This window comes from Micromonospora sp. LZ34, assembly GCF_052981855.1.
On record NZ_JBRIQN010000001.1, the window covers coordinates 204,620 to 226,923 of the forward strand.

Here is a 22,304-nt window from a genome sequence, read left to right on the forward strand (position 1 = left end):
TCCCGGCCCCGGTCGCACCGAGTGTGCGACCGGGGCCCGTCACTTTCGCGTTGATCGTCCCGGATTCCGTCGCCGTGCCGCGCCGGGCCGGGCCGGCGCCCCCTTCCGGCCCCGGTCCGGCGCGGCACGGCGTCCCGTCGAGGCAAGGGAGATGACGACGATGAACGAGTTCGCGGGCGCGGTCTGGCGGACCAGCAGCCGCTCCAACGACCAGGGGCTCTGCGTGGAGGTGGCCGACAACCTGGTCGGCGTCCTCGGCGTGGTCGGGGTGCGCGACTCCAAGGACCAGGCCGGGCCGACACTCGCGGTGAGCCCGCCGGGATGGACGGCGTTCGTCGAGGCGATCCGGGCCGGCCAGTTCCGGCCCTGACCGCCGACCGCGGAGTCGGGTGGCCGCGCCGGCCGGGCCGCCGGCGGGGTCGCCGCCATCGACCTGATCCGGCGGTGACCCGGCCGTCCGGGCCGCGGGTGGTGAAAGTTTCGCCGGGGGAGTCCCCGTTCCGCGCTCACCCGGCGTACCGTCGACGCCACGGGAGGTTGGCATGTCGACGGTGGCGGTTACCGAGTTCATCGAGGCGCACGCCGTCGACGTCTGGCGCCTCCTGACCGACCTGCGGCTGCGGACCGCCCGCACCGGCGCCGCCGGTCCGGTCGAACTCCTCACCTCCGGCGGCTTCGGGCCGGGCACCGCCTGGCGGGAGTCCCGTCGCCAGCCCGACGGCAGCGCGCTGGTCGAGGAGTTCGTGGTGGTCGAGGCGGAGCCGCCCCGCCGGCTGGTGCTCAGCTCGCCCGGCGCCGGGGTCGACTACCGGATCACCTGGACGCTGCGCGAGGTCGAGCGGCGCCGCCGGGGCTGCACCGCGGTCACCGTCGAGCAGGAGGCGGTGCCGACCGCGCCGTACGGCCGGGTGGTCGCCCTGCTCCTCGGCGGGCTGGCCGCCCGGGCGGTCGAGGGGGCGCTGCGGCGCGACCTCGCCGATCTCGCCGCCGCCGGCTCGGCCGAGGCCGCCTGACGCCGACCGGGCCGAGTGCGGCGGCCGTCGTCGGCCGGCAACCTGACCAGGCTGCCACCAGCTCCGCTGGGTAGGGTGCCGGGCGGAGGTGCGGCATGGGGTTGGCGAAGGGCCGGCGGCGGATCGTGATCGTGGTCGCGGCGCTGCTCGTCGTCGCCGCGGTCGCCGTGACGGTCTACCGGGTGCTCGCCCCCGCCGAGGTCAGTACGGTCGCCCGGGCCGACTACCCGCCGCCCGCCGGGCCGGCCGTGGGCGTGGTCGGCCGGCTGCCCGTCGCCCCGCTGATCGTGGACGGCCGGCTCCGGGTGTACGCCGGCCACCGGCAGGTCTACGCCGACCGCCCGGCCGACGGGCGGCACCGCACCACGCCGTTCTGGTCGTACCGGCGCTGGCCAGCGGAGCTGGACGGGGTGGTGGCGAGCGGGACCACGGTGGTCAGCCGCTGGTCGGACGGGCGGCTGGTAGCGCTGGACGCGCGTACCGGGCGGGTGCTCTGGCGCGCCGACGGACCGGAGCCGGTGGGGGAGCGCACGGTCCGGCGGACCGGGGCGGCGGGGGTCTGGAACCCGCGCGGCCTGGTGGTGACCCGTGCCGCCGACGGCCGCGAGGTGGTGGTGGCCTCGGGCGACGGTGCGGTACGCGGAGTCGGGCTGACCGACGGCCGGCAGCTCTGGCGGGCCGAGGTCGCCCCGAGCTGCCGGGACTTCGTCGGCGCCACCGCCACGGGCCACCTGGTCACCGTGGACGCCTGCGCCGGGCCCGCCACGGTCGAGTTCCGGGACGCCGGCACCGGGGCGGTGGCCAGCCGTTGGCGTCCGGCCGGAGCCGGTGAGCAGCTGGTGGTGACCCCGCTCGGCTGCCGGACCGGCCGGTCCGGGTGCACCGGGCTGCGTACCGCCGGGCCGGGGGACGGCGTCGGGCGGGGCTGGTTGCTCGGGGCGGGGGAGCCGGTCGCCGCTCCCGAGCTGGACCGGCCGGACGCCGAGCTGGTCGGGGAGCAGGCGGTGGCGGTGGTCGACGGGGTGCTGGTCGGTCGGCCGGCCCGGGGCGGCGCCGAGCTGTGGCGCCGGCCCGACCTCGGCCCGGGCCGGGTGATCGCGGTCGAGCCGCTGCGGGTGCACTTCCTGACCGAGGCGAACGACCTGGTGACGCTGGACTCGGCGACGGGGGTGCAGCTGTCCCGCTTCCCGCTGACCGCCGGCGCCGACGGCACCGGCTGGGCGCCCGGCGCCGCGTACGCGACGGACGGCTGGGTGGCCGTCGAGCGGCTCCGCAGGCCGGTCGACCCGGACGGCGACGACCAGCGCTACTTCCTCACGTCGGAGCCGGTGATCCTCGCCGCGACCTGACCCGCCGAGGCGCACCGGTTGCTCGACAAAACGGACATAAGTTATTTATAGTCCCACTCGTGCGACTCGTGGCAGCCCTGTTGGGCGCGATCCTGATCCTGCTCACCCCGTCGCCGGTCGATGCCGCGGCACCGGCCCGGACGGACCAGCCACCCCGGACCGTTGGCGTCGACATCACCGTGCCGGAGGACGGCAGCCGGTGACGGCCGGCTGAGACGTCCGGTCCGGTCCGCGGGGGGATGGCGGACCGGACCGGTCCCGGGCTCAGGCCAGCGCCGGCTCCGCGGCGGCGAGGAAGGCGTCGTTCTCGGCCGGGGTGCCGATGGTCACCCGGACCCCGTCGCCGGGGAACGGCCGGACGATCACCCCGCGCGCCTCGCACGCCTTGCCGAAGTCCACCGCCCGGTCACCCAGCGGCAGCCAGACGAAGTTCGCCTGGCTGGTCGGCACGTCCGGGACGAGCTTGCGCAGCGCCTCGGTGACCCGGTCCCGCTCGGCCACCACCAGGGCGCACCGCCGTTCCACCTCGGCGGCCTGGGACAGCGCGGCGAGCGCGCCGGCCTGCGCGGCCATGCTGGTGGAGAAGGGGGTCACCACCTTGCGCACCGCCGCCGCCACCTCGGGCTGGGCGACCAACCAGCCGATCCGCAGGCCGGCCAGGCCCCACGCCTTGGACAGCGTGCGCAGCACCGCCACGTTCGGCCGGTCGAGGTAGCTCAGCCCGTCCGGCACCTCGGGATCGGTGACGAACTCCCGGTACGCCTCGTCGATCACCACCAGCACGTCGTCCGGGACGGCGTCGAGGAACCGGTCCAGCTCCGCCCGGCGGACCGCGGTGCCGGTCGGGTTGTTCGGGTTGCAGACCAGGATCATCCGGGTCCGGTCGGTCACCGCCGCCGCCATCGCCGCCAGGTCGTGCCCGTGCCCGGCGTCGTTGGGCACCCGCACGCTGGTCGCGCCGCTGGTCGCCGCGATGATCGGGTACGCCTCGAACGAGCGCCACGCGTAGAGCAGCTCGTCCCCGGGCAGGCAGGTGGCCCGGACCAGGTGCTCGGCCAGCGCCACCGAACCGCAGCCGGTGGCGATCCGGTCGGCGGCCACGCCGTACCGCTCGGCCAGCGTCTCGCGGAGCGCGACCACGCCCATGTCCGGGTAGCGGTGCACCCCGGCGGCGGCCTCCGTGACCGCCTCCACCACGCCGGGCAGCGGCCCGTACGGCACCTCGTTGCTGGCCAGCTTGATCGCCTCGGGCAGCCCCAGCTCGCGGGCCAGGTCGGCCGGGCTGCGGCCGGGTACGTAGTTGGGCAGCGCGTCCAGGTCGGCGCGGGTCAGTCGCACCGCCGGCTGGCGGCGTCCGGTGTCGGTCATGGGGTGTCTCCCGGGGGTGTGGTGCGGTCGTTCGGGGTGGGGCGGGGGGCGCGGGGCAACTGGACCACCACGGTCTGGGCGCGCTTGTCGTGCAGCGCCTGACGCAGCGGGTGGTCGAAGAGCGGAGAGAGCGCGTCGACGAGCTGGAGCAGCAGGCCGAGGCCGCAGCAGTACCAGAGCAGGGTGGGCAGACCCAGGGTGTTCCACCGGCGCAGCGCCCGGCCGAAGCCGAGCGGCTCGTCGCCGGCCAGCGGCACCACCTTGACGCCCATCACCCGCTTGCCGAAGGTCTGCCCGCCGGAGGCCGTCGTCGGCACCTCGTAGGCGAGCCAGAGCGCGGTGGCGATCAGCAGGATGACGATCTGCAACCCGCCGGCCTGCTCGCTGGGCTGGGGCAGCCCTTCGGTCGAGGTGTCGCCGGCCAAGGCCCGCCGGAACACCTCCCGCCAGTACGGGGTGACCTCCTCGATCAGCCGCCAGACGAACCAGCCGTTTACCACCGCGTTCAGCGCGAACACGATGCCGAAGTCGATCAGCCGGGCGACCAGCCGGGAGCCGAAGCCGGCCAGCGGCAGCCCGTGCGGGCGCGGCTCCGGCGGCCGGCCGGGCCAGTGTCCCGGTGCCCAACCCGGCGGCAGGCCGGCGCCGGGGTGGGCCTGCCCCGGGTATGCCGGCCCGGGATGCGGCACGCCGGACGGCATGCCCGGCGGCGAGACCGGCCGACCCGGCGCGGAGACCGGCGCACCCGGCGCGCTGACCGGGGCGGCCGGGGTGGGCGGCGCGACGGGAGCCGGCTCGGCCAGCGGCGGGCCCTCGGGCACGGGAGCCTCGACAGGGATCGGCGCGCCGATCCACCCCTCCCCGTCCCAGTACCGCCGGGTCTCGGGGTCGGCGGGGTCGACGTACCAGCCGGGTTCCACGCTCACGGAGCAACCTTAACGACGACGGTGCCGGCGAACTTGTCGTGTAGGCACTGCTGCCAGGGCTTGTCCCACAGCTGCCAGAGCCCGTCGAGGTAGCTGAAGCCGAGGAGCACCAGACCGACGACGTTCTGCACCAGGAACCGCCGGACGGCGATCCGGCGGTCGAGGGTGCGGGTCGGATCCAGCGGCACCACCCGTAGCTTCATGACCTTCTTGCCGTAGGTCTGGCCGGTCCGGAACATCATCTCGACGTAGTAGACGTAGGCCACGACGAACGAGATCGCGATGATCGCGAGTTCCATCCAGAGGAACGGCAGCAGGAGATCCTTGACGACATCCGGCTGCGGCACGGTGCCGTCGGGTTCGATCCGGACGAGGTCGGGCATCACGACCACGAAAAAGATGATCAACGCGGGGACGGCGAGCACCAGGCCGACCACGTAGAAGACCGCGGTGTCGATCAACATGGCCAGCAGGCGGTCGCTGAAGCTGGCGAGCGGCTGACCCGCCGGGGTGAGCGTCGGCGGCGGCGCGGCATGGCCCGGCGGTGGCGCCCAGCCCGGCGGTGGCGCCCAGCCCGGCGGCGGGTGTCCCGGCGGGGCGAACTGCGGCGGCACCGCGTACCCCTGACTGGCGGGACCGGCGGGCGGCGCGAAGCCGCCGGCGGGGGGCACGGGCCCACCCGCCGGCGGCATCGGGTACGTCGGAGGCTGCGTCACGCTCGACAGTGTTACAGGTTGCCGCGCTTCTCCTGCTCCCGCTCGATGGCCTCGAAGAGCGCCTTGAAGTTGCCCTTGCCGAAGCCGAGCGAGCCGTGCCGCTCGATCAGCTCGAAGAAGACGGTCGGCCGGTCCTGCACCGGCTTGGTGAAGATCTGCAGCAGGTAGCCGTCCTCGTCCCGATCAACCAGGATCTTGCGGGCCTTCAGCTCCTCGATCGGCACCCGCACCTCGCCGATCCGGGCGCGCAGCTCCGGGTCGTCGTAGTAGGAGTCCGGGGTGTCCAGGAACTCGACGCCGGCGGCCCGCATCGCGTCGACGCTGGCCAGGATGTCGTTGGTGGCCACCGCGATGTGCTGGGCGCCCGGGCCCTGGTAGAACTCGAGGTACTCGTCGATCTGCGACTTCTTGCGGGCGACGGCCGGCTCGTTCAGCGGGAACTTCACCTTGCGGGTGCCGTTGGCGACCACCTTGCTCATCAGCGCCGAGTAGTCGGTGGCGATGTCGTCGCCGACGAACTCCGCCATGTTGGTGAAGCCCATGACGCGCTTGTAGAACTCCACCCACTCGTCCATCCGGCCGAGTTCGACGTTGCCGACCACGTGGTCGACCGCCTGGAAGAAGCGCTTCGGCTGGAGGCCGGCCTCGATCATCGGCCGCCGGTCCACGATCGGCCCGCGGGCCACGAAGCCGGGCAGGAACGGGCCGGTGTAGCGGGACCGGTCGACCAGGGTGTGCCGGGTGTCGCCGTAGGTGGCGACGGCGGCCAGCCGGACGGTGCCGTGCTCGTCGCTGACGTCGTGCGGCTCGACCAGGCCGGTGGCGCCCTGCGCGGTGGCGTGCGCGTACGCGGCGTCGACGTCCGGCACCTCCAGCGCGATGTCCGAGACGCCGTCGCTGTGCTTGGCGACGTGCTCGGCGCCCTCGGCGTCCGGACGGACCGCGCCGGTCAGCACGAACCGGGCCGAGCCGCTGGTCAGCACGTACTGGGCGTGGTCCCGGTAGCCCTGCTCCGGGCCCCGGTACGCCACGCAGGCCATGCCGAACGCGGTGGAGTAGTAGTGCGCGGCCTGCTTGGCGTTGCCCACCAGGAAGTGCACGTGGTCCAGGCCCTTGACCGGGAACGGGTCGCGGCTGATGTCGTGGTCGACCGCGCCGACGAGCGCGTCGAAGTCGACCTCCTCGGTCGGGGCGGGTCGGTCGATCGCCTGGGTCATGGTGGCCTCCCTTGCGTACCGGCCGGCCTCGTGGGCCGTCGCCGTACTGATGGTTCCTCCGCCGAGCATCCCGGTGACCGGCGTCACTGGGCAACTGGCGGCGTGAACGCTGGTCAGGTTGCGCATTCAGTAGGGTGTTCACCCATGAATGGTGGTCAGGGTGTACAGCTCGACGAACTGGACGCGAGGTTGATCGAGTTGTTCGCCGAGGAGCCCCGGATCGGGGTGCTGGAGTGCTCCCGGCGGCTCGGCGTGGCCCGCGGCACCGTCCAGGCCCGGCTGGACAAGCTGGTCGAACGCGGGGTGATCGGCGGGTTCGGGCCGGACATCTCACCGGCCGCCATCGGGTTCGCGGTGACCAGCTTCGTCACCCTGGAGATCAGCCAGCGGCACGGGCACGACCCGGTCGCCGCGCACCTGGCCGCGATCCCCGAGGTGCTGGAGGCGCACACCATCACCGGTTCCAGCGACCTGCTCTGCCGGATCGTGGCCCGATCGAACACCGACCTCCAGCGGGTGATCGACCAGATCGTCTCCTACGAGGGCATCACCCGCGCCTCGACGATCATCGCGCTGGCCGAGCAGATCCCCTACCGCACCCTGCCGCTGGTCCGCTCCGCCGCCCGCCGCTGACCGGCCGGTCGAGAAAGCGCCGGCGACACGCGGCGCGGGGACACGGGAGTTCCGTGATCGTGGCTACCGTGTCCGGTGTGGCGAAGGGGAGCGGCCTCGGCGTGCGCGGCGGGTTGCTGCTCGCGCTGATCGTGGTCGTGGTCCTCGCCGCGACCGGGGTGTGGAACCCGTTCCCCACGTGGTGGGACTGGGTCGACCGGAGCGAGCCGATCGCCGAGCCGGACGTGGTCTGGCAGCAGCGGATCGGCGGCACCCCGCGCAGCGTCACCTTCGCCGGCGACACCGTGGTGGTCGAGCAGCGCACCCGGGTCGAGGCCCGCGCGCTGGCCACCGGCGCGCAGCTGTGGGAGCGCAAGGCGGACTGGTCGGCGGTGGCCGGCGGCGACCGGGACGCCGTCGTCGTCGTGGGCAAGCTGCTGGTCAAGGGGTACGAGGTGCTCGACCCGGTCACCGGGGCGACCCGCCGGCGCGACGACGACGCGGTGGCGGTGTGGACCTACCGCAACCTGTTGCTGGACGCCCACTGTGTCGACGCCACGGACTGCACGCTGAGCGCCTGGGACCCGCGCGGCACCGCCCCGCTCTGGACGGCCTTCATGCCGGGAGTGCGCAGCGGGCTGCTCGGGGACAACCCCGGCCTGCTCGGCACCCGCCGGCTGGACGCGGTGCGGATCGACGAGGAGGTGGCCGGGCCGGAGCCGGTGCCGCCGCTGCTCGGCTTCCCGGTGGACGGCCGGGTGCACGTGGTGGACACCGCCACCGGCCGGGTGCTGCAGAACGTCGAACCCGGCCGGGACGAGCGGCTCTCCGTGGTCGGCGGTCGGCTGCTGCGGATCACCGCCCGGTCGCAGGACGGCAGCTGCTACTTCGCCGTCTCCGGGCGGGACCCGGCGACCGGCCAGGAGACCTGGCACCGCTCCGGGATCAACCTGCGCACCGCCGACAGCGCCGGCTGCGCGCAGCGGGAGGATCCACAGGGGGCGCGGAACGTGCTGATCGGGGTGGCCCCGGACGGCCGGGAGGCGGTCCTCGACGGGTACGACGGGCGGCTGCTCTGGGTCGGCGCCGAGGGCGAGAAGCTGCTCGCCGTCGACGACCGCTACGCGCTGGCCCGGACGGCCGACAAGGGCGCGGTGGTGGCCCGCGAGCTGGCCGGCGGCAAGGTGCAGTGGCGGCGGTCGTCCGGGGCGAAGGCCGGGGCCGCGCTCACCCCGTACGCGGCGCTGGTCGCCGACGAGAAACCGTCCCGGCTGGTCGCCCTCGATCCGCGGACCGGGCGGGAACTGGCCGTCCTGCGGACCGCCGCGAACGCGCTCGCGGTCGGCCCGAACGGCATGATCGTCGGCGAGGGGCGGGAGATCGCGTACGTGCGCTTCGGCGGCGCGGCGGGGGCACCGCCGCCGACCCGGGACGGCGGCGTCCCCGGCCCGGGCAGCACCGGTCAGGTGGTCCCGGAGCCGGCCGACAGCTGCGGCCCGAAGCGGGAACTCTGCCCGGACCCGGACCGCGGCAAGGACGGGTGAGAGCGGCGTCCCAGCACCTACCCGGCGGGTGGGACCGATCGACCGCTCTGCCCTAGGCTTGCCGGTCATGAGCAGTGCCGCCGCGTTCTCGTACGCTCCCTTGCTGCCGACCGGTCCGGACCAGACGGAGTACCGCCTGGTCACCGACGAGGGCGTCGACGTCGTCAACGGCCCGGGGGGTCGCCGGTTCCTCACCGTGGAGCCGGCCGCGCTCACCGCGCTGACCGCCGAGGCGATGCACGACATCGCGCACTTCCTGCGCCCCGCGCACCTGGCCCAGCTGCGCTCGATCATCGACGACCCGGCGGCCTCGCCGAACGACCGGTTCGTCGCGCTCGATTTGCTGCGCAACGCCAACATCGCCGCCGGCGGCGTGCTGCCGATGTGCCAGGACACCGGCACCGCGATCGTGATGGGCAAGCGCGGGCGGCACGTGCTCACCGACGGCAGCGACGCCGAGGCGATCTCCCGCGGCGTCTGGCAGGCGTACACCCGGCTGAACCTGCGCTACTCGCAGCTCGCCCCGCTGACCATGTGGGAGGAGCGCAACACCGGCAGCAACCTGCCGGCGCAGGTCGAGCTCTACGCCGAGGACCCGGACGGGCACCCGGACGCGTACAAGTTCCTCTTCATGGCCAAGGGGGGCGGCTCGGCCAACAAGTCGTACCTCTACCAGGAGACCAAGGCGCTGTTGAACCCCACGCGGATGATGCAGTTCCTGGAGGAGAAGCTGCGGCTGATCGGCACCTCCGCCTGCCCGCCGTACCACCTGGCCATCGTGATCGGCGGCACCTCCGCCGAGTACGCGCTGAAGACCGCCAAGTACGCCAGCGCCAAGTACCTCGACGCGCTGCCCACCTCCGGCTCGATGACCGCGCACGGCTTCCGCGACCTGGAGCTGGAAGCCGAGGTGCTGGAGCTGACCCGCAACTTCGGCATCGGCGCGCAGTTCGGCGGCCGGTACTTCTGCCACGACGTGCGGGTGGTCCGGCTGCCCCGGCACGGCGCGTCCTGCCCGGTGGCGATCGCCGTCTCCTGCTCCGCCGACCGCCAGGCGGTCGCCAAGATCACCCCGTCGGGCGTGTGGCTGGAGCGGCTCGAGACCGACCCGGCGCGCTTCCTGCCCGACGTCACCGAGGCGCAACTGGACGCCACCGAGGTCGTCCGGGTCGACCTCAACCGGCCGATGGACGAGATCCGCGCCGAGCTGTCCAAGTACCCGGTGAAGACCCGGCTCTCGCTGACCGGCCCGCTGGTGGTGGCCCGGGACATCGCGCACGCCAAGATCGCCGAGCGGCTGGACGCCGGTGAGCCGATGCCGCAGTACCTGCGGGACCACGCCGTCTACTACGCCGGCCCGGCCAAGACCCCGGAGGGCTACGCCTCCGGCTCGTTCGGCCCGACCACGGCCGGGCGGATGGACGCGTACGTGGAGAAGTTCCAGGCCGCCGGCGGTTCCCAGGTGATGCTGGCAAAGGGGAACCGGTCGGCCCAGGTGACCCGCTCCTGCCAGCAGCACGGCGGCTTCTACCTCGGCTCGATCGGCGGCCCGGCCGCCCGGCTGGCCCAGGACTGCATCAAGCACGTCGAGGTGCTCGAGTATCCGGAGCTCGGCATGGAGGCGGTCTGGAAGATCGAGGTCGAGGACTTCCCGGCCTTCATCGTGGTCGACGACAAGGGCAACGACTTCTTCGCCGAGGTCACCAAGCCGGTGCTGACGGTCGGCCGCCGCTGACCTGACAGCCACGAAGCGGGGCGCCGGGCACGAGCCCGGCGCCCCGTGGTCGTCACACCGCTTCCGGCACCCAGAGGACGGTCCACGCCTCGCCCGAGGGCAGCCCGTCCGCCGTCCTGCTGCGGACGTACAGGAAGTACACGTCGGAGACCTCCGGCGTGACGGTCACCTGTGCGCTGCCGTCGGCGTCGGCGCGGACGGTGATCTCCTCCCCGTCGTTGAGCCGGTAGATGTACTCGACCACGTTCTCCATGTTCGGAGTGAAGGTGAGCCGGCGCGGCGTACCGGCAGGTGCCTCCGGGTCCTCGTCGATGATCGTCGGTGCGGTGGCGCGGACCGGGAACTGGTAGGTCGTGCCCTCGGAGCCGTTCCCGGCCCGGTCGACGCTCTCCACGACGAGACGGCTCGGGCCGTCATGCAGCGGCGCGTAGCTCACCGTCGCCGACCGGCCCGACGCGTCCACCGGGACGAAGTGCGTGGCCGATCCGTACTCGCCGTAGCGGAAGCCCGCTAGGTCGTCGGCGTCGGCCGTGAAGGTGAAGCTGCCCGGGATGCCGGGTCCACCGGTGCCCGGACCGTTCCAGCCGGCCGGGTAGTCGGTGGAGGAGACGGTCGGAGCGGCTGGCGCCACCGTGTCGACGGTGAACCGGCACTCCGGCGCCCAGTCCGAGCTGTCGTACCGGTCGGACGCCCGCACGGAGAAGGCGTAGGTGTTCCCGTGGGTGAGCCGGTCCGCCGGAAGCTGGTACACGTACCGGGACGGGCTGGACTGACCGTCGAAGGTCGCCTCCGTCCGCTCGGCCGGCCGGTCGACCGGCCACCAGGCGAAGGTCGCCGCCACCTGGTCGTGACCTCCCGTCTCGTTGACGTCAGGGTCGGAGACGGTGGCCCGGAGGGTCGGCCTGGTGGTGCGGATCGTCAGCGGGCTGGCGCACGCCATGCCCTCGACGGTGATCTGGTCGGGAACGTTCGGCGGCGTGTTGTGGTCCAGGGAGATACCGACGGTCTTGATCCGGCGGCCGTAGTGCTTGTTCTCCTCGTGGTCGCCGGCGATCCGGGCCATCAGCGTGAGCTGGTCCTGCCCGTCCGCCACCGCCTGACGTACCGCCTCCGTGATCATCACCCCGATGAAGCTGCTCCCGCAGGGCAGGTTGGGGTAGGCGATGTCCGCCACCTTTTCCCGTACCGCCGGGGCCGTGTCCCAGGTCGGGGCGCTTGCCGGCGGGTCGGTCCGCCACAGCTCGATTTCGCGCGGCTTCCCGCAGTCGTTGACCTCCGCTTCTCCGGTGATCGCGCGGGCCGAGACGACCCGCTGCCCCCGGTAGGGCGTCAGGTCGAAGGTGAAGTACGCCCGGGCGGTGTGCTTGGCCCCGTCGGCCTCCCAGGTGCCCACGGGCACGGTGTCGTTGGAAGGGGAGAAGGACGTGGTCGGCTGCTGGGCATCGGTCCAGGCCACGCTGGTCGGGGTGACGTAGTCGAGCATGGCCGCCGCCGGTTGCCCGGTCAGGGCCACCAGGCCACTCGTGGCCAGTAGGAGCGCGCAGGCTGTCGTGGCCGCCCGGTGCGCCGAACCTCTGTGTCGAATCAACATGAACCTCCGAGTGACGTGCGGAAAGGCTTCATGATCTTAAGTTCGTCGAGCAAAGGGGAGCGTCGGGATTTCGGGTCGTGCCCGAGCGACGGGGGTGGTCGGCGCGGCGCTGTTCCGCCAGGTGGCGGCGCCGGAGCGGGACGAGGTCGAGCGGCTCCTGGCCGCGCTGGACTGATCGCTCGGCGCGATCATCTGCACGGCGCCGCGCGGCGCGGCAGGATGGTACGCGTGACGACTCCAGAGGCGACGGGCTACCGGATCGAACGCGACTCGATGGGCGAGGTGGAGGTGCCCGCCGAGGCGCTGTGGCGGGCGCAGACGCAGCGCGCGGTGCAGAACTTCCCGATCTCGGGCCGGGGCATCGAGCCGGCCCAGATCCGGGCGCTGGCCCAGATCAAGGGGGCGGCGGCCGAGGTGAACGGCGAACTCGGTGTGATCGACGCGAACGTGGCCGCCGCCATCGCGGCCGCGGCCGCGCACGTGGCCGACGGCGGCTACGACGACCAGTTCCCGGTCGACGTCTTCCAGACCGGGTCCGGCACCTCGTCCAACATGAACACCAACGAGGTGATCGCCACCCTGGCCGGTCGCGAGTTGGGCCGCGACGTGCACCCGAACGACGACGTCAACGCCTCGCAGTCCAGCAACGACGTCTTCCCCTCCTCGATCCACCTGGCCGCCACCGAGGCCGTGGCGCGCGACCTGCTGCCGGCGCTGGCGCACCTGGCCGAGGCGCTGGAGAGCAAGTCGGCGGAGTTCGAGACGGTGGTCAAGGCGGGGCGTACCCACCTGATGGACGCCACGCCGGTGACCCTCGGACAGGAGTTCGGTGGTTACGCCGCGCAGGTCCGCTACGGCATCGAGCGGCTGGAGGCGGCGCTGCCCCGGCTGGCCGAGCTGCCGCTGGGCGGCACCGCCGTGGGCACCGGGATCAACACCCCGCTCGGCTTCGCCGCCGCCGTGATCCGCAAGCTGCGCGAGTCGACCGGGCTGCCGCTCACCGAGGCCCGCAACCACTTCGAGGCGCAGGGCGCCCGGGACGCGCTGGTGGAGACCTCGGGGCAGCTGCGTACCGTCGCGGTCGGGCTCTACAAGATCTCCAACGACATCCGCTGGATGGGCTCCGGGCCCCGGGCCGGCTTGCGCGAGCTGCGCATCCCCGACCTCCAGCCGGGTTCGTCGATCATGCCCGGCAAGGTGAACCCGGTGGTCTGCGAGGCGGTCCGCCAGGTCTGCGCCCAGGTGATCGGCAACGACGCCGCGGTCGGCTTCGCCGGCTCGCAGGGCGACTTCGAGCTGAACGTGATGCTCCCGGTGATGGCCCGCAACATCCTGGAGTCCATCCGGCTGCTGGCCGCGTCGAGCCGCCTGCTCGCCGACCGTTGCGTGGTCGGCCTGGTCGCGGACGCCGAGGTCTGCCTGGCGTACGCGGAGGGCTCGCCGTCGATCGTCACCCCGCTCAACCGCTACGTGGGCTACGACGAGGCGGCTTCGATCGCCAAGGAGGCGCTGGCCAAGCAGATCTCCATCCGCGAGGTCGTGATCGCGCGGGGTCACGTGGACTCCGGGAAGCTCAGCGAGACCCAGCTGGAGGAAGCGCTCGACCTGCTCCGGATGACCCACCCCTGAGCCATGCCGGCCTGCCGGGAGTCCATGGTGCTGACGAGGGGAGCGGCCGAGTGGTGGAGGCCATCGGCGCGGGACGGCAGGGACCCGGTGCGACCGCTGCCGGCCCCGGGCGCGTACCGCCCGGCGGGTCTTCGTGGCCACGCCACCGCGCTGAGTGACGGCCGTGCCCGGTGCGGAGCTGCGCGTCAGCCCCGGGCGGCGGCCTTGCGGGCGCGGTAGGCGCTGACGGCGGCGCGGTTGCCGCAGCTCGCGTCGCAGAACCGGCGGGAGCGGTTCTTCGACAGGTCCACCAGCACGTCGTCGCAGCCGGGGCGGTCGCAGATCCGCAGCCGGCTCAGCTCGCCGCTGCGGACCAGGTCGGCGATGGCCATCGCCGCCTCGACCGCCATCCGGGTCGCCAGCGGCGCGTCCCGGGGCACGGCGTGGAGGTGGTACGGCTCGTCGTCGTGCGTGATGAGCTGCGGCAGCGCGTTGTGCTCGCGGAGCAGCCCGTTGACGATCCGGACGATCTCGTCGGTGTCGGCGTGCCAGATCCGGCGGAGCCGGGGGCGCAGTTCGCGTACCGACTCGAGTTCGGCCTCGGTGTGCTCGTGCCGTCCGCTGTAGGAGTGGGCGACGAAGAACGCGTCCAGCGCGGCGACGTCCGGCAGGCCCTCGCCGTCGGTGCCGTCGGTGTTGACGAGCGCGGCGGCAGCGATCAGGGAGCATTCGGTGTCATGGGCGAAAAGCAACTTGACTCCTGTCGGGGTGCCGGCCTAGCGTCATCGGCATAACCATAGTTTGCCCATGACAACCCGCTCGTGCCAAGGAGAGCCCATGCGTCAACCACCCGCCGCCGGGGTCGGCCTCGGTCTGGCCCTGCTCTCCGCGGTCACCTTCGCCACCTCCGGCACCTTCGCCCGCTCGCTGATCGAGGCCGGCTGGTCGGCTCCCTCCGCCGTGATCGCCCGGGTCGGCATCGCCGCCCTGGTGCTGGCCGTGCCGGCGGCGCTCTCCCTCCGCGGCAGGTGGCACGTGCTGCGGCGCAACCTCGGTGTGCTCGGCGTCTTCGGGCTGCTCGGGGTGGCGCTCGCCCAGGTCTGCTTCTTCAACGCGGTCCGCTACCTGCCGGTCGGCGTCGCGCTGCTGCTGGAGTACCTCGGCATCATCCTGGTCGTCGGCTGGACCTGGCTGGTGCACGGGCAGCGCCCGCGTCGGTTGACCGTGGCCGGCTCGGTGGCCGCGCTGGCCGGACTGGTCTTCGTCCTCGACCTCACCGGGGCCGGCCGACTCGACCCGGTGGGTGTGCTCTGGGGCCTCGGCGCGGCGGTCGGCCTGGCCGGCTACTTCGTGCTGGCCGGCCGGGTCGACGCGGACCTGCCGTCGGCCGTCATGGCCAGCGGTGGGATGGCCGTCGGCGCCGGCGCCCTGCTCGCGCTCGGGTTCACCGGCGCGCTGCCGCTGCACGCCACCTTCGGCGACGTCACCTTCGCCGGGGAGGTCACGAGCTGGCTGGTGCCGATCGCCGGGCTCTCCCTGGTGGCCGCCGTGGTCGCGTACCTGACCGGGATCGCCGGGGCGCGCATCCTCGGCCCCCGGCTGTCGTCCTTCGTCGGGCTGACCGAGGTGATGTTCGCGGTGCTCATCGCGTGGCTGGCGCTGGGCGAACTGCCGACCGTGGTGCAGCTCTTCGGCGGCGCGCTGATCGTCGCCGGGGTCGCCCTGGTCCGCGTCGACGAGCTGCGCGGATCGCGGCCGGCCGCGGAAGCCGACCAGGGCCCGGCCCAGCCCGTCCTGGCCGCCGAACGGTGACCGCCCCACGCGGTGCCCGGCGGCCCCGTGCTGGTCGTGCCGCCGGTGAGGGTCGCCGGTGAGGGGCGCCGCCAGGGCGGTCGCCTGACACAGTGGTCGTCGTGCTGACCACCGTAGTGTTCGACGCCGACGAGACCCTGCTCGACCTCCGTCCGGCGGTGACCGGTGGGCTGATGGCCGTACTCGAGGAGATGCGGCGGCTGACACCGGCGGCGGACGCGGTCTCGCTGGCGGAGCTGGAATCGGACTGGGACGCGGTCTTCGGCGAGCTGAGTGCCGAGCCGGTGCTCGAGATCCGGCGCCGGGCGCTGGCCCGGTCGCTCGCCCGCGCCGGGCTCGACGACCACCTGGACGACCTCGCGGCACTCTTCTTCGCCCGGCGGTTCGCGCTGACCCGGCCGTACCCGGACGTGCGACCGGCGCTCGCCGCGCTGCGCGAGTGCTGGACGCTCGGGTTCGCCACCAACGGCAACAGCCGCGCCGAACGGTGTGGGCTCGCCGGCGAATTCTCCTTAGAGCTGTACGCCCACGAGAACGGCCTGCCGAAGAAGCCCGCGCCCGAATTCTATGCGGCGGTGGTCGAGGCGGCCGGCGTGCCGGCGTCCCAGGTGGTGTACGTCGGGGACTCGCTGGCGCACGACGTCGTCGGGCCGCAACGGGCCGGCCTGCGGGCGATCTGGCTCAACCGGCTCGGCCTGCCCCGCCCGCCCGACGTCCACCCGGACGCGGAACTGACCACCCTCGCCGACCTGCCGCGGGCGCTGGTCGACCTCGGGCGGGGTGATCCACTCCGGATCGGCGAGGTGGGGGCATCCCGCTGACGCGGATACCGCCGTCTCGGCGACATGGAGTGGATCATGCCCGCGTCGGCCCGCGCCCACGGTGTGCGGCGGGCGCCGCGGGCCGGTGGCAGCGCTCAACGCGGCCAGCCGCGGGCAGCCAGGGCGGACCGGACCTCGCGCGCCGCGGGCCGGTGGTCGCGCTCAACGGGGCCAGCCGCGGGCGGCCAGGGCGGATCGGACCTCGCGCAGCACCGCCGGGAAGTCGTGGTGCAGCCGGCGGCTGGTCACGTGCACCACCAGCCAACCGGCACCGACGAGCTGGTTGAGTCTCCGGCGGTCGGCGTGCAGCTGCTCGGCGTCGGCGTGCCAGTGCCCGTCGTACTCGGCGGCGACCCGGTATTCCGGCCAGGCCAGGTCCGGATGGAGAACGAGGCCGGCGGGCAGCCGGACCGGGTGCTGGGCGACCGGCCGGGGCAGCCCGGCCAGCACCAGCCGGACCCGCAGGTGTGACTCCGGCGGCGACTGCGCGCCCGGGTCCGCGAGGCCGAACACCCAGCGGGCCCGTCTACCCCCGGGCCGCTCCGCGTTGCGGTCGGCGATGTCCGCGATGGCGGCGCAGGTGGTCAGCCCGCGCGCGAGCAGACCGTCGACGATGCCCACGGCGCGGACCGGATCCAGCCATACCGCCGTCTCCCAGGCGGCCTGGGTGGGATTGGTACGCGGTGGCGTCGCGCTGACCGCCACGGCGGGCCGAATGACGACCTTCGCGCCCGGGGTGCCAAGGCGTCTGCAGGACCCGGCTACGTCCACGCCGGCGCCGACGAAACGCTGGTCGGGGGCGGCGGCTCCGGCGGCGGCACTGGACAGGAGGGATGTGACCCCGGTGTGCACCCGCAGGCCTCGCTGAGTACGCAGACCGGCGGCGCGGGGAACGATCACGTGGACGTCGTCGGTGAAGCCGACGGCGTGCTCGACGCCGTGCAGGTAGGCGGCGGACGGCCCGGCGATCACCGCATCGACGGGAAACTGGAGCGCTGCGGCCCGACAGGCGAGGGCGTGGTCCCGGTCGAGTCGGGCGTCGGCGTAGACGTCGTGACGCAGCCGGACCCAGGCCGAACTGCGGAGCTGATGCGGAGTGAGCAGGCCGTGGCGGACCGCCTCCGAACCACGGAAGACCTGCCACGCCAGGGCATTCGGTCGGTGTGGGGCTGGGGGCATGCCGACAGCGTGCGGCCCGCCGGCTCGTCCTCGACACCCCTGTGGACAACTGTTGGCCGGACGTGCTTCGCCGCCTGTGGACAACTCTCCGTGCAGCCGCCAAACGTGGTATGGGCGCGACTTGATCCACTCCGGGTGCGGCATGTCGCGCTTTCGGTGGCTCGGGACACCGCGACATGCCGCACACCGAGTGGATCAAGCGGGGCGGGGTCCCGCGGCCGTCGTCAGGCGAGGGCGGCGGCGATGGCCTCGGCGGCGGCGAGGACCTGGGCGCCGATCGCCTCGGCGTCCAGCGGGGCCAGCGCCACCACCCCCACGCTCGCCTCCAGGCCGGGCACCCCGAGCACCGGCGCGGCCACCCCGTACGCCCCGGCCTGGAGTTCGCCGGCGCTGCTCACCGGGCCGGCGACGCCCGACCGGCCGGCGAGGATGGCCCGCCCGGCCGCCCCGCGCTCCAGCGGGTGCCGGGCTCCGGTGCGGTACGCGACGTGGAACGACGTCCAACTCGGCTCCACCACCGCGATGGCCACCCCCTCGCCGCCCTCGACGACGGTCAGGTGGGCGGTCGCGCCGGCCTGCTCGGCGAGCCGGCGCAGCGCGGGCAGCGCCCCCTCGGCGAGCAGCGGCTGGGCCCGCCGGGCCAGGTGCAGCACCCCGGCGCCGAGACGTAGCCGGCCCTCGCCGTCGCGGCGCAGCATGCCGTGCCCGGTCAGCGCGCCGACCAGCCGGTAGACCGCGGCCCGGCCGATGCCCAGCCGGTTCGCCGCCTCGGTCACGGTCAGCCCGCCGGGCGCGTCGGCGACCAGGTGCAGCAGCCGCAGCCCCCGGTCCAGGGTCTGCGCGGTCTCCCCGGCGCCGGCCGCCCGGTCGCCGGGCCCCCCGGGCGTCGCGCCGGGACCCGCCGGGCCGCCCGGCCGGATCGTCCGGTCGCCGGGCTCGCCGGGTCGCGCCGCCGTGTCCACAGCACGCAGCGTACGGCCAGGCTCCGGCCAACTCGGAAAGAGCTGGACGGCTACCCTTGTACGGTGACGCTACGCCTGTATGACACCGCCACCCGATCGGTGCGGGACTTCGTCCCGCGGGAAGCCGGCAAGGTGGGGGTCTACCTGTGTGGTCTCACCCTCCAGGCGGCACCGCACATCGGTCACCTTCGCTCCGGCGTCAACTACGACGTGCTGCGCCGCTGGCTGCTGGCCTCCGGTTACGAGGTCACCTTCATCCGCAACCTGACCGACATCGACGACAAGATCCTGGTCAAGGCGGGGGAGCAGGACCGGCCGTTCTGGTCGATCGCGTACGCCAACGAGCTGACCCTGGCCGCGGCGTACCGGGAGCTCAACGTGCTGCCGCCGACCTACGAGCCGCGGGCCACCGGGCACATCCCCGAGATGCACGAGCTGATCGGCAAGCTGATCGCCGAGGGGCACGCCTACCCGGCCACCGACGGCTCCGGCGACGTCTACTTCGACGTCACCTCCTGGCCGGCGTACGGGTCGCTGTCCAACCAGTCGCCCGACGACATGCAGTCCGCCGGCGACGCCCCCGAGCGGGGCAAGCGCGACCCGCGGGACTTCGCGCTCTGGAAGGGCGCCAAGCCCGACGAGCCGGCGAACGCCTACTGGCCGTCGCCGTGGGGCCTGGGCCGCCCCGGCTGGCACATCGAGTGCTCGGCGATGTGCTGGCGCTACCTGGGCGCCGAGTTCGACATCCACGGCGGCGGGCTCGACCTGACCTTCCCGCACCACGAGAACGAGCTCGCCCAGTCCCGGGCCGCCGGCCTGCCGTTCGCCCGCTACTGGGTGCATCACGGCCTGCTCAGCATCGGCGGCGCGAAGATGGGCAAGTCGCTCGGCAACAGCCTCGACCTGGCGTACGTCGACTCGCTCGGGGTGCGCCCGGTGGAACTGCGCTACTACTACGCCGCCGCGCACTACCGCTCCCGGATCGACTACTCGGAGGACGCGCTCCGCGAGGCGGCCACCGCGTACCGGCGGATCGAGGGGTTCGTGCAGCGGGCCGCCGAGCGGGTGGGCGCCGGGCAGCTCGGCGAGCTGCCGGCCGGGTTCGTCGCCGCGATGGAGGACGACCTGAACACCTCCGCCGCGCTGGCCGTGCTGCACGACCTGCTCCGCGACGGCAACACCGCGCTGACCGACGGCGACGATGTGACCGTGCGCACCACGCTGGCCGCCGTCCGCGCGATGCTGGATATCCTCGGGGTCGACCCCCTCGACCCGGCGTGGGGCGGCGGCGGCCGGGCGGACGACCTGCGTGCCGTGGTGGATTCGCTGGTCGCGCTGGCCCTGGGGCAGCGCGCTCAGGCCCGCGCCCGCAAGGACTGGGCCGCCGCGGACGCCGTACGGGACCAGCTCAATCAGGCCGGTGTGGTGGTCGAAGACACCCCCCAGGGCCCCCGTTGGACTATTGGAGAGCAGGACTGATGGCCGGCAACTCACAGCGCCGTGGCCGGCGACTGACGCCGAAGGCGGGCGCCCCGAAGGGCTCGGGCGGCAAGAACCGGGACGCCCTCGCCGGGCGGGGTCGCACCCTGCCCGCCGACGAGCGGCCCTGGCACAAGGCGTACTCGGGCACCGAGAAGCTCCCCCAGCGCACCGCCTGGAAGCAGGAGAAGGAGCGCCGGGCGGCCGCCGAGGAGGGGCGCGCCCCGAAGATCGGCCAGCCGGGCACCAAGGACACCACCTGGGGTAAGGGCGGTGGCCGGGGCGTGCCGGGTGGCGGTCGCGGGGCGGCTGGTCGGGGCGGCAAGCCCACCGGTCGGGGCGGCCCGCGGGTCGCTCCCGGGCGGAAGTTCACCCCGCCGAGGGACAGCCCGGAGCTGCTGGTCGGCCGGAACCCGGTGCTGGAGTCGCTGCGCACCCAGGTGCCGGCGACCGCGCTTTATACCGCCCAGGGCATCGACATCGACGACCGGGTCAACGAGATCGTCCGGACCGCGGCCGACCGGGGCATCGCGATCCTGGAGGTCAGCCGCGCCGAGCTGGACCGGATGACCGGGGGCGTGCTGCACCAGGGCGTCGGGCTGCAGGTGCCGCCGTTCGCGTACGAGCCGTTCGAGGACCTGGTCGCGGCGGCCCTGGAGTCCAGCGCCCCGCTGCTGGTGGCGCTGGACGGAGTGACCGACCCGCGCAACCTCGGTGCGGTGATCCGCTCCGCCGCCGCCTTCGGCGCGCAGGGCGTGTTCGTACCGGAGCGGCGGGCGGCCGGGATCACCGCGACCGCCTGGCGGACCAGCGCCGGCGCGGCCGCGCGGGTGCCGGTGGCCCAGGTCACCAACCTGACCCGGTCGCTGAAGGCCTGCCAGGACGCCGGGTTCGTGGTGGTCGGGCTGGACGCCGACGGCGAGACCGACCTCTACGACCTGGAGGCCGCGGTCGGCCCGCTGGTCGTCGTGGTCGGCTCCGAGGGCCGGGGGTTGTCCCGGCTGGTCGGGGAGACCTGTGACCTCACGGTGAGCATCCCGATGGTCTCCGAGGTCGAGTCGCTCAACGCCAGCGTGGCCGCGGCCGTCACGCTCGCCGAGGTGGCGCGCCGCCGCGCCGCCAGCTGAGTCACGCGGACGAAAAGGGGCGGCCCGCCGGTTGGCGGGCCGCCCCTTTCGGCGTACGTCAGATCCGGTTGCCGGTGGCGGCGTTGAACACGTGGGTACGGCCCTCGCGCGGCTTGACGAACACGGTGTCGCCCATGTTCGGCATGGTCCGGCGGTCGGTGCGGACCACGAAGCGCTCGGAAGCGCCGCCCAGCGCGGCGTGCCCGTAGACGTTCGCGTCCGAGCCCAGGTCCTCGACCAGCTCGACCACGACCGGCATGCCGCCCTCGGTCGGGCTGACCAGGTCGCAGTCCTCCGGGCGGAAGCCGACGGTCACCTTGCCGTCGCCGCCCTCGGCCCGGGCCGCCTCGACCTGCTCACGGGTGAGCGGGATGTTCATCTCGGCGAACGCGGCGCCCGTCTCGCCCAGCGGCACGGTCTTGATGTTCATGGCCGGGGAGCCCATGAAGCCGGCGACGAAGACGTTGGCCGGGGTGTCGTAGAGCGCCCGGGGGGTGTCCACCTGCTGGAGGACGCCGTCGAGCAGCACCGCGACCCGGTGGCCCATGGTCATCGCCTCGACCTGGTCGTGCGTCACGTAGACCGTGGTGACGCCGAGCTTGGCCTGCAGCGAGGCGATCTGGGTACGGGTCTGCACCCGCAGCTTCGCGTCGAGGTTCGACAGCGGCTCGTCCATCAGGAAGACCTGCGGCTCGCGGACGATCGCCCGGCCCATCGCGACCCGCTGGCGCTGACCGCCGGAGAGCGCCTTCGGCTTGCGGCCCAGGTACTCCTCCAGCTGGAGCAGCGCGGCCGCCTCCTTGACCCGCCGGTCGATCTCCGACTTCGAGGTCTTGCGCAGCTTGAGCGCGAACGCCATGTTCTCGTACACCGTCATGTGCGGGTAGAGGGCGTAGTTCTGGAAGACCATCGCGATGTCGCGGGCCTTCGGCGGCAGGTGGGTGACGTCGCGGTCGTCGATGTAGATCGAGCCCTCGTCGACGTCCTCGAGGCCGGCGAGCATGCGCAGGCTGGTGGACTTACCGCAACCGGAGGGGCCGACCAGGACGAGGAACTCGCCGTCGCCGATCTCCAGGTCCAGGGCGTTGACGGCGGGGCGCTCGGTGCCCGGGTAGATCCGGGACGCCTTCGAGTAGGTGACCGTAGCCATGATGGAGCGCTTCCTTTCACCGGCAGGAACGTGCCGGACGATCCGAGTGAAGAGGAGCGACCGACACGGTGCCCGTGCCGGCCAACGGGCGACGT

The 22,304-nt window shown here is 73.6% G+C and carries 21 protein-coding genes; 12 read left to right on the plus strand and 9 right to left on the minus strand.

Features of this window, described 5'->3' with window-relative positions; genetic code table 11:
• Nucleotides 1–160 precede the first annotated feature (160 nt).
• From ACVCAH_RS00920 to ACVCAH_RS00935, 4 genes are all read left to right on the plus strand, one after another.
• Nucleotides 161–370: a DUF397 domain-containing protein gene (locus ACVCAH_RS00920; protein ID WP_447134096.1), complete on the plus strand. Its 210-nt coding sequence runs from the start codon at nt 161–163 to the stop codon at nt 368–370.
• A 172-nt stretch (nt 371–542) separates the two neighbouring features.
• Nucleotides 543–1,013 (plus strand): SRPBCC family protein, encoded by a 471-nt coding sequence (locus ACVCAH_RS00925; protein WP_447134097.1) that lies wholly within the window; start codon nt 543–545, stop codon nt 1,011–1,013.
• A 95-nt stretch (nt 1,014–1,108) separates the two neighbouring features.
• Entirely contained in the window at nt 1,109–2,362 is a 1,254-nt protein-coding gene (locus ACVCAH_RS00930; RefSeq protein ID WP_447134098.1) for an outer membrane protein assembly factor BamB family protein, read from the plus strand.
• A gap of 59 nt (nt 2,363–2,421) precedes the next feature.
• Nucleotides 2,422–2,565 (plus strand): hypothetical protein, encoded by a 144-nt coding sequence (locus ACVCAH_RS00935; protein WP_447134099.1) that lies wholly within the window; start codon nt 2,422–2,424, stop codon nt 2,563–2,565.
• Between the two features lie 61 nt (nt 2,566–2,626).
• On the opposite strand, the gene hisC is transcribed toward ACVCAH_RS00935, so the two are convergent.
• The 4 genes from hisC to hppD are packed head-to-tail and all read right to left on the minus strand — an operon-like array spanning nt 2,627 to nt 6,589.
• Nucleotides 2,627–3,730 (minus strand): histidinol-phosphate transaminase, encoded by a 1,104-nt coding sequence (gene hisC / locus ACVCAH_RS00940; protein ID WP_447134100.1) that lies wholly within the window; start codon nt 3,728–3,730, stop codon nt 2,627–2,629.
• Nucleotides 3,727–4,656, minus strand: a complete 930-nt coding sequence (locus ACVCAH_RS00945) for an RDD family protein (RefSeq protein WP_447134101.1) — start codon at nt 4,654–4,656, stop codon at nt 3,727–3,729. The genes hisC and ACVCAH_RS00945 overlap by 4 nt, the downstream gene beginning before the upstream one ends.
• On the minus strand, nt 4,653–5,372 hold the full coding sequence (locus ACVCAH_RS00950; protein WP_447134102.1) for an RDD family protein: 720 nt from the start codon (nt 5,370–5,372) through the stop codon (nt 4,653–4,655). The genes ACVCAH_RS00945 and ACVCAH_RS00950 overlap by 4 nt, the downstream gene beginning before the upstream one ends.
• 11 nt (nt 5,373–5,383) lie before the next feature.
• On the minus strand, nt 5,384–6,589 hold the full coding sequence (gene hppD, locus ACVCAH_RS00955) for a 4-hydroxyphenylpyruvate dioxygenase (protein WP_447134103.1): 1,206 nt from the start codon (nt 6,587–6,589) through the stop codon (nt 5,384–5,386).
• A 144-nt stretch (nt 6,590–6,733) separates the two neighbouring features.
• On the opposite strand from hppD, the gene ACVCAH_RS00960 reads away from it, so the two are divergent.
• From ACVCAH_RS00960 to ACVCAH_RS00970, 3 genes are all read left to right on the plus strand, one after another.
• The gene (locus tag ACVCAH_RS00960) at nt 6,734–7,222 is read left to right on the plus strand and encodes an Lrp/AsnC family transcriptional regulator (RefSeq protein WP_447134104.1); all 489 of its coding nucleotides are present in this window, start codon (nt 6,734–6,736) and stop codon (nt 7,220–7,222) included.
• Nucleotides 7,223–7,299: 77 nt separating this feature from the next.
• On the plus strand, nt 7,300–8,745 hold the full coding sequence (locus ACVCAH_RS00965) for an outer membrane protein assembly factor BamB family protein (protein ID WP_447134105.1): 1,446 nt from the start codon (nt 7,300–7,302) through the stop codon (nt 8,743–8,745).
• Between the two features lie 67 nt (nt 8,746–8,812).
• A complete protein-coding gene (locus tag ACVCAH_RS00970) occupies nt 8,813–10,480 on the plus strand; it encodes a fumarate hydratase (protein WP_447134106.1) in 1,668 nt (555 codons plus the stop codon).
• Between the two features lie 52 nt (nt 10,481–10,532).
• Here ACVCAH_RS00970 and ACVCAH_RS00975 read toward each other — a convergent pair whose 3' ends face one another.
• The gene (locus ACVCAH_RS00975) at nt 10,533–11,993 is read right to left on the minus strand and encodes a hypothetical protein (RefSeq protein ID WP_447134107.1); all 1,461 of its coding nucleotides are present in this window, start codon (nt 11,991–11,993) and stop codon (nt 10,533–10,535) included.
• A gap of 297 nt (nt 11,994–12,290) precedes the next feature.
• Between ACVCAH_RS00975 and ACVCAH_RS00980 the strand changes: the two genes are divergently transcribed.
• Entirely contained in the window at nt 12,291–13,700 is a 1,410-nt protein-coding gene (locus tag ACVCAH_RS00980; RefSeq protein ID WP_447134108.1) for a class II fumarate hydratase, read from the plus strand.
• A gap of 185 nt (nt 13,701–13,885) precedes the next feature.
• Here the strand turns inward: ACVCAH_RS00980 and ACVCAH_RS00985 are convergent, their stop codons facing one another.
• Nucleotides 13,886–14,431: a CGNR zinc finger domain-containing protein gene (locus tag ACVCAH_RS00985; protein WP_447134109.1), complete on the minus strand. Its 546-nt coding sequence runs from the start codon at nt 14,429–14,431 to the stop codon at nt 13,886–13,888.
• Nucleotides 14,432–14,516: 85 nt separating this feature from the next.
• Here ACVCAH_RS00985 and ACVCAH_RS00990 point away from each other — a divergent pair, with 85 nt between their 5' ends.
• Both ACVCAH_RS00990 and ACVCAH_RS00995 read left to right on the plus strand, forming a co-directional pair.
• The gene (locus ACVCAH_RS00990) at nt 14,517–15,491 is read left to right on the plus strand and encodes an EamA family transporter (RefSeq protein ID WP_447134110.1); all 975 of its coding nucleotides are present in this window, start codon (nt 14,517–14,519) and stop codon (nt 15,489–15,491) included.
• Between the two features lie 101 nt (nt 15,492–15,592).
• Entirely contained in the window at nt 15,593–16,312 is a 720-nt protein-coding gene (locus ACVCAH_RS00995; RefSeq protein WP_447134111.1) for an HAD family hydrolase, read from the plus strand.
• A 162-nt stretch (nt 16,313–16,474) separates the two neighbouring features.
• On the opposite strand, the gene ACVCAH_RS01000 is transcribed toward ACVCAH_RS00995, so the two are convergent.
• Nucleotides 16,475–17,491, minus strand: a complete 1,017-nt coding sequence (locus ACVCAH_RS01000; RefSeq protein WP_447134112.1) for a hypothetical protein — start codon at nt 17,489–17,491, stop codon at nt 16,475–16,477.
• Nucleotides 17,492–17,715: 224 nt separating this feature from the next.
• Nucleotides 17,716–18,411, minus strand: coding sequence for an IclR family transcriptional regulator (locus ACVCAH_RS01005; RefSeq protein ID WP_447134349.1), 696 nt, complete (start codon nt 18,409–18,411; stop codon nt 17,716–17,718).
• A gap of 105 nt (nt 18,412–18,516) precedes the next feature.
• Here ACVCAH_RS01005 and cysS point away from each other — a divergent pair, with 105 nt between their 5' ends.
• Both cysS and rlmB read left to right on the plus strand, forming a co-directional pair.
• On the plus strand, nt 18,517–19,932 hold the full coding sequence (cysS, locus tag ACVCAH_RS01010; RefSeq protein ID WP_447134113.1) for a cysteine--tRNA ligase: 1,416 nt from the start codon (nt 18,517–18,519) through the stop codon (nt 19,930–19,932).
• Nucleotides 19,932–21,059 carry a 23S rRNA (guanosine(2251)-2'-O)-methyltransferase RlmB gene (rlmB, locus tag ACVCAH_RS01015; protein WP_447134114.1) on the plus strand — a complete coding sequence of 376 codons (1,128 nt, stop codon included), beginning with the start codon at nt 19,932–19,934 and terminating at the stop codon, nt 21,057–21,059. The genes cysS and rlmB overlap by 1 nt, the downstream gene beginning before the upstream one ends.
• 58 nt (nt 21,060–21,117) lie before the next feature.
• Here rlmB and ACVCAH_RS01020 read toward each other — a convergent pair whose 3' ends face one another.
• Nucleotides 21,118–22,209, minus strand: coding sequence for an ABC transporter ATP-binding protein (locus ACVCAH_RS01020; protein ID WP_447134115.1), 1,092 nt, complete (start codon nt 22,207–22,209; stop codon nt 21,118–21,120).
• Nucleotides 22,210–22,304 lie beyond the last annotated feature (95 nt).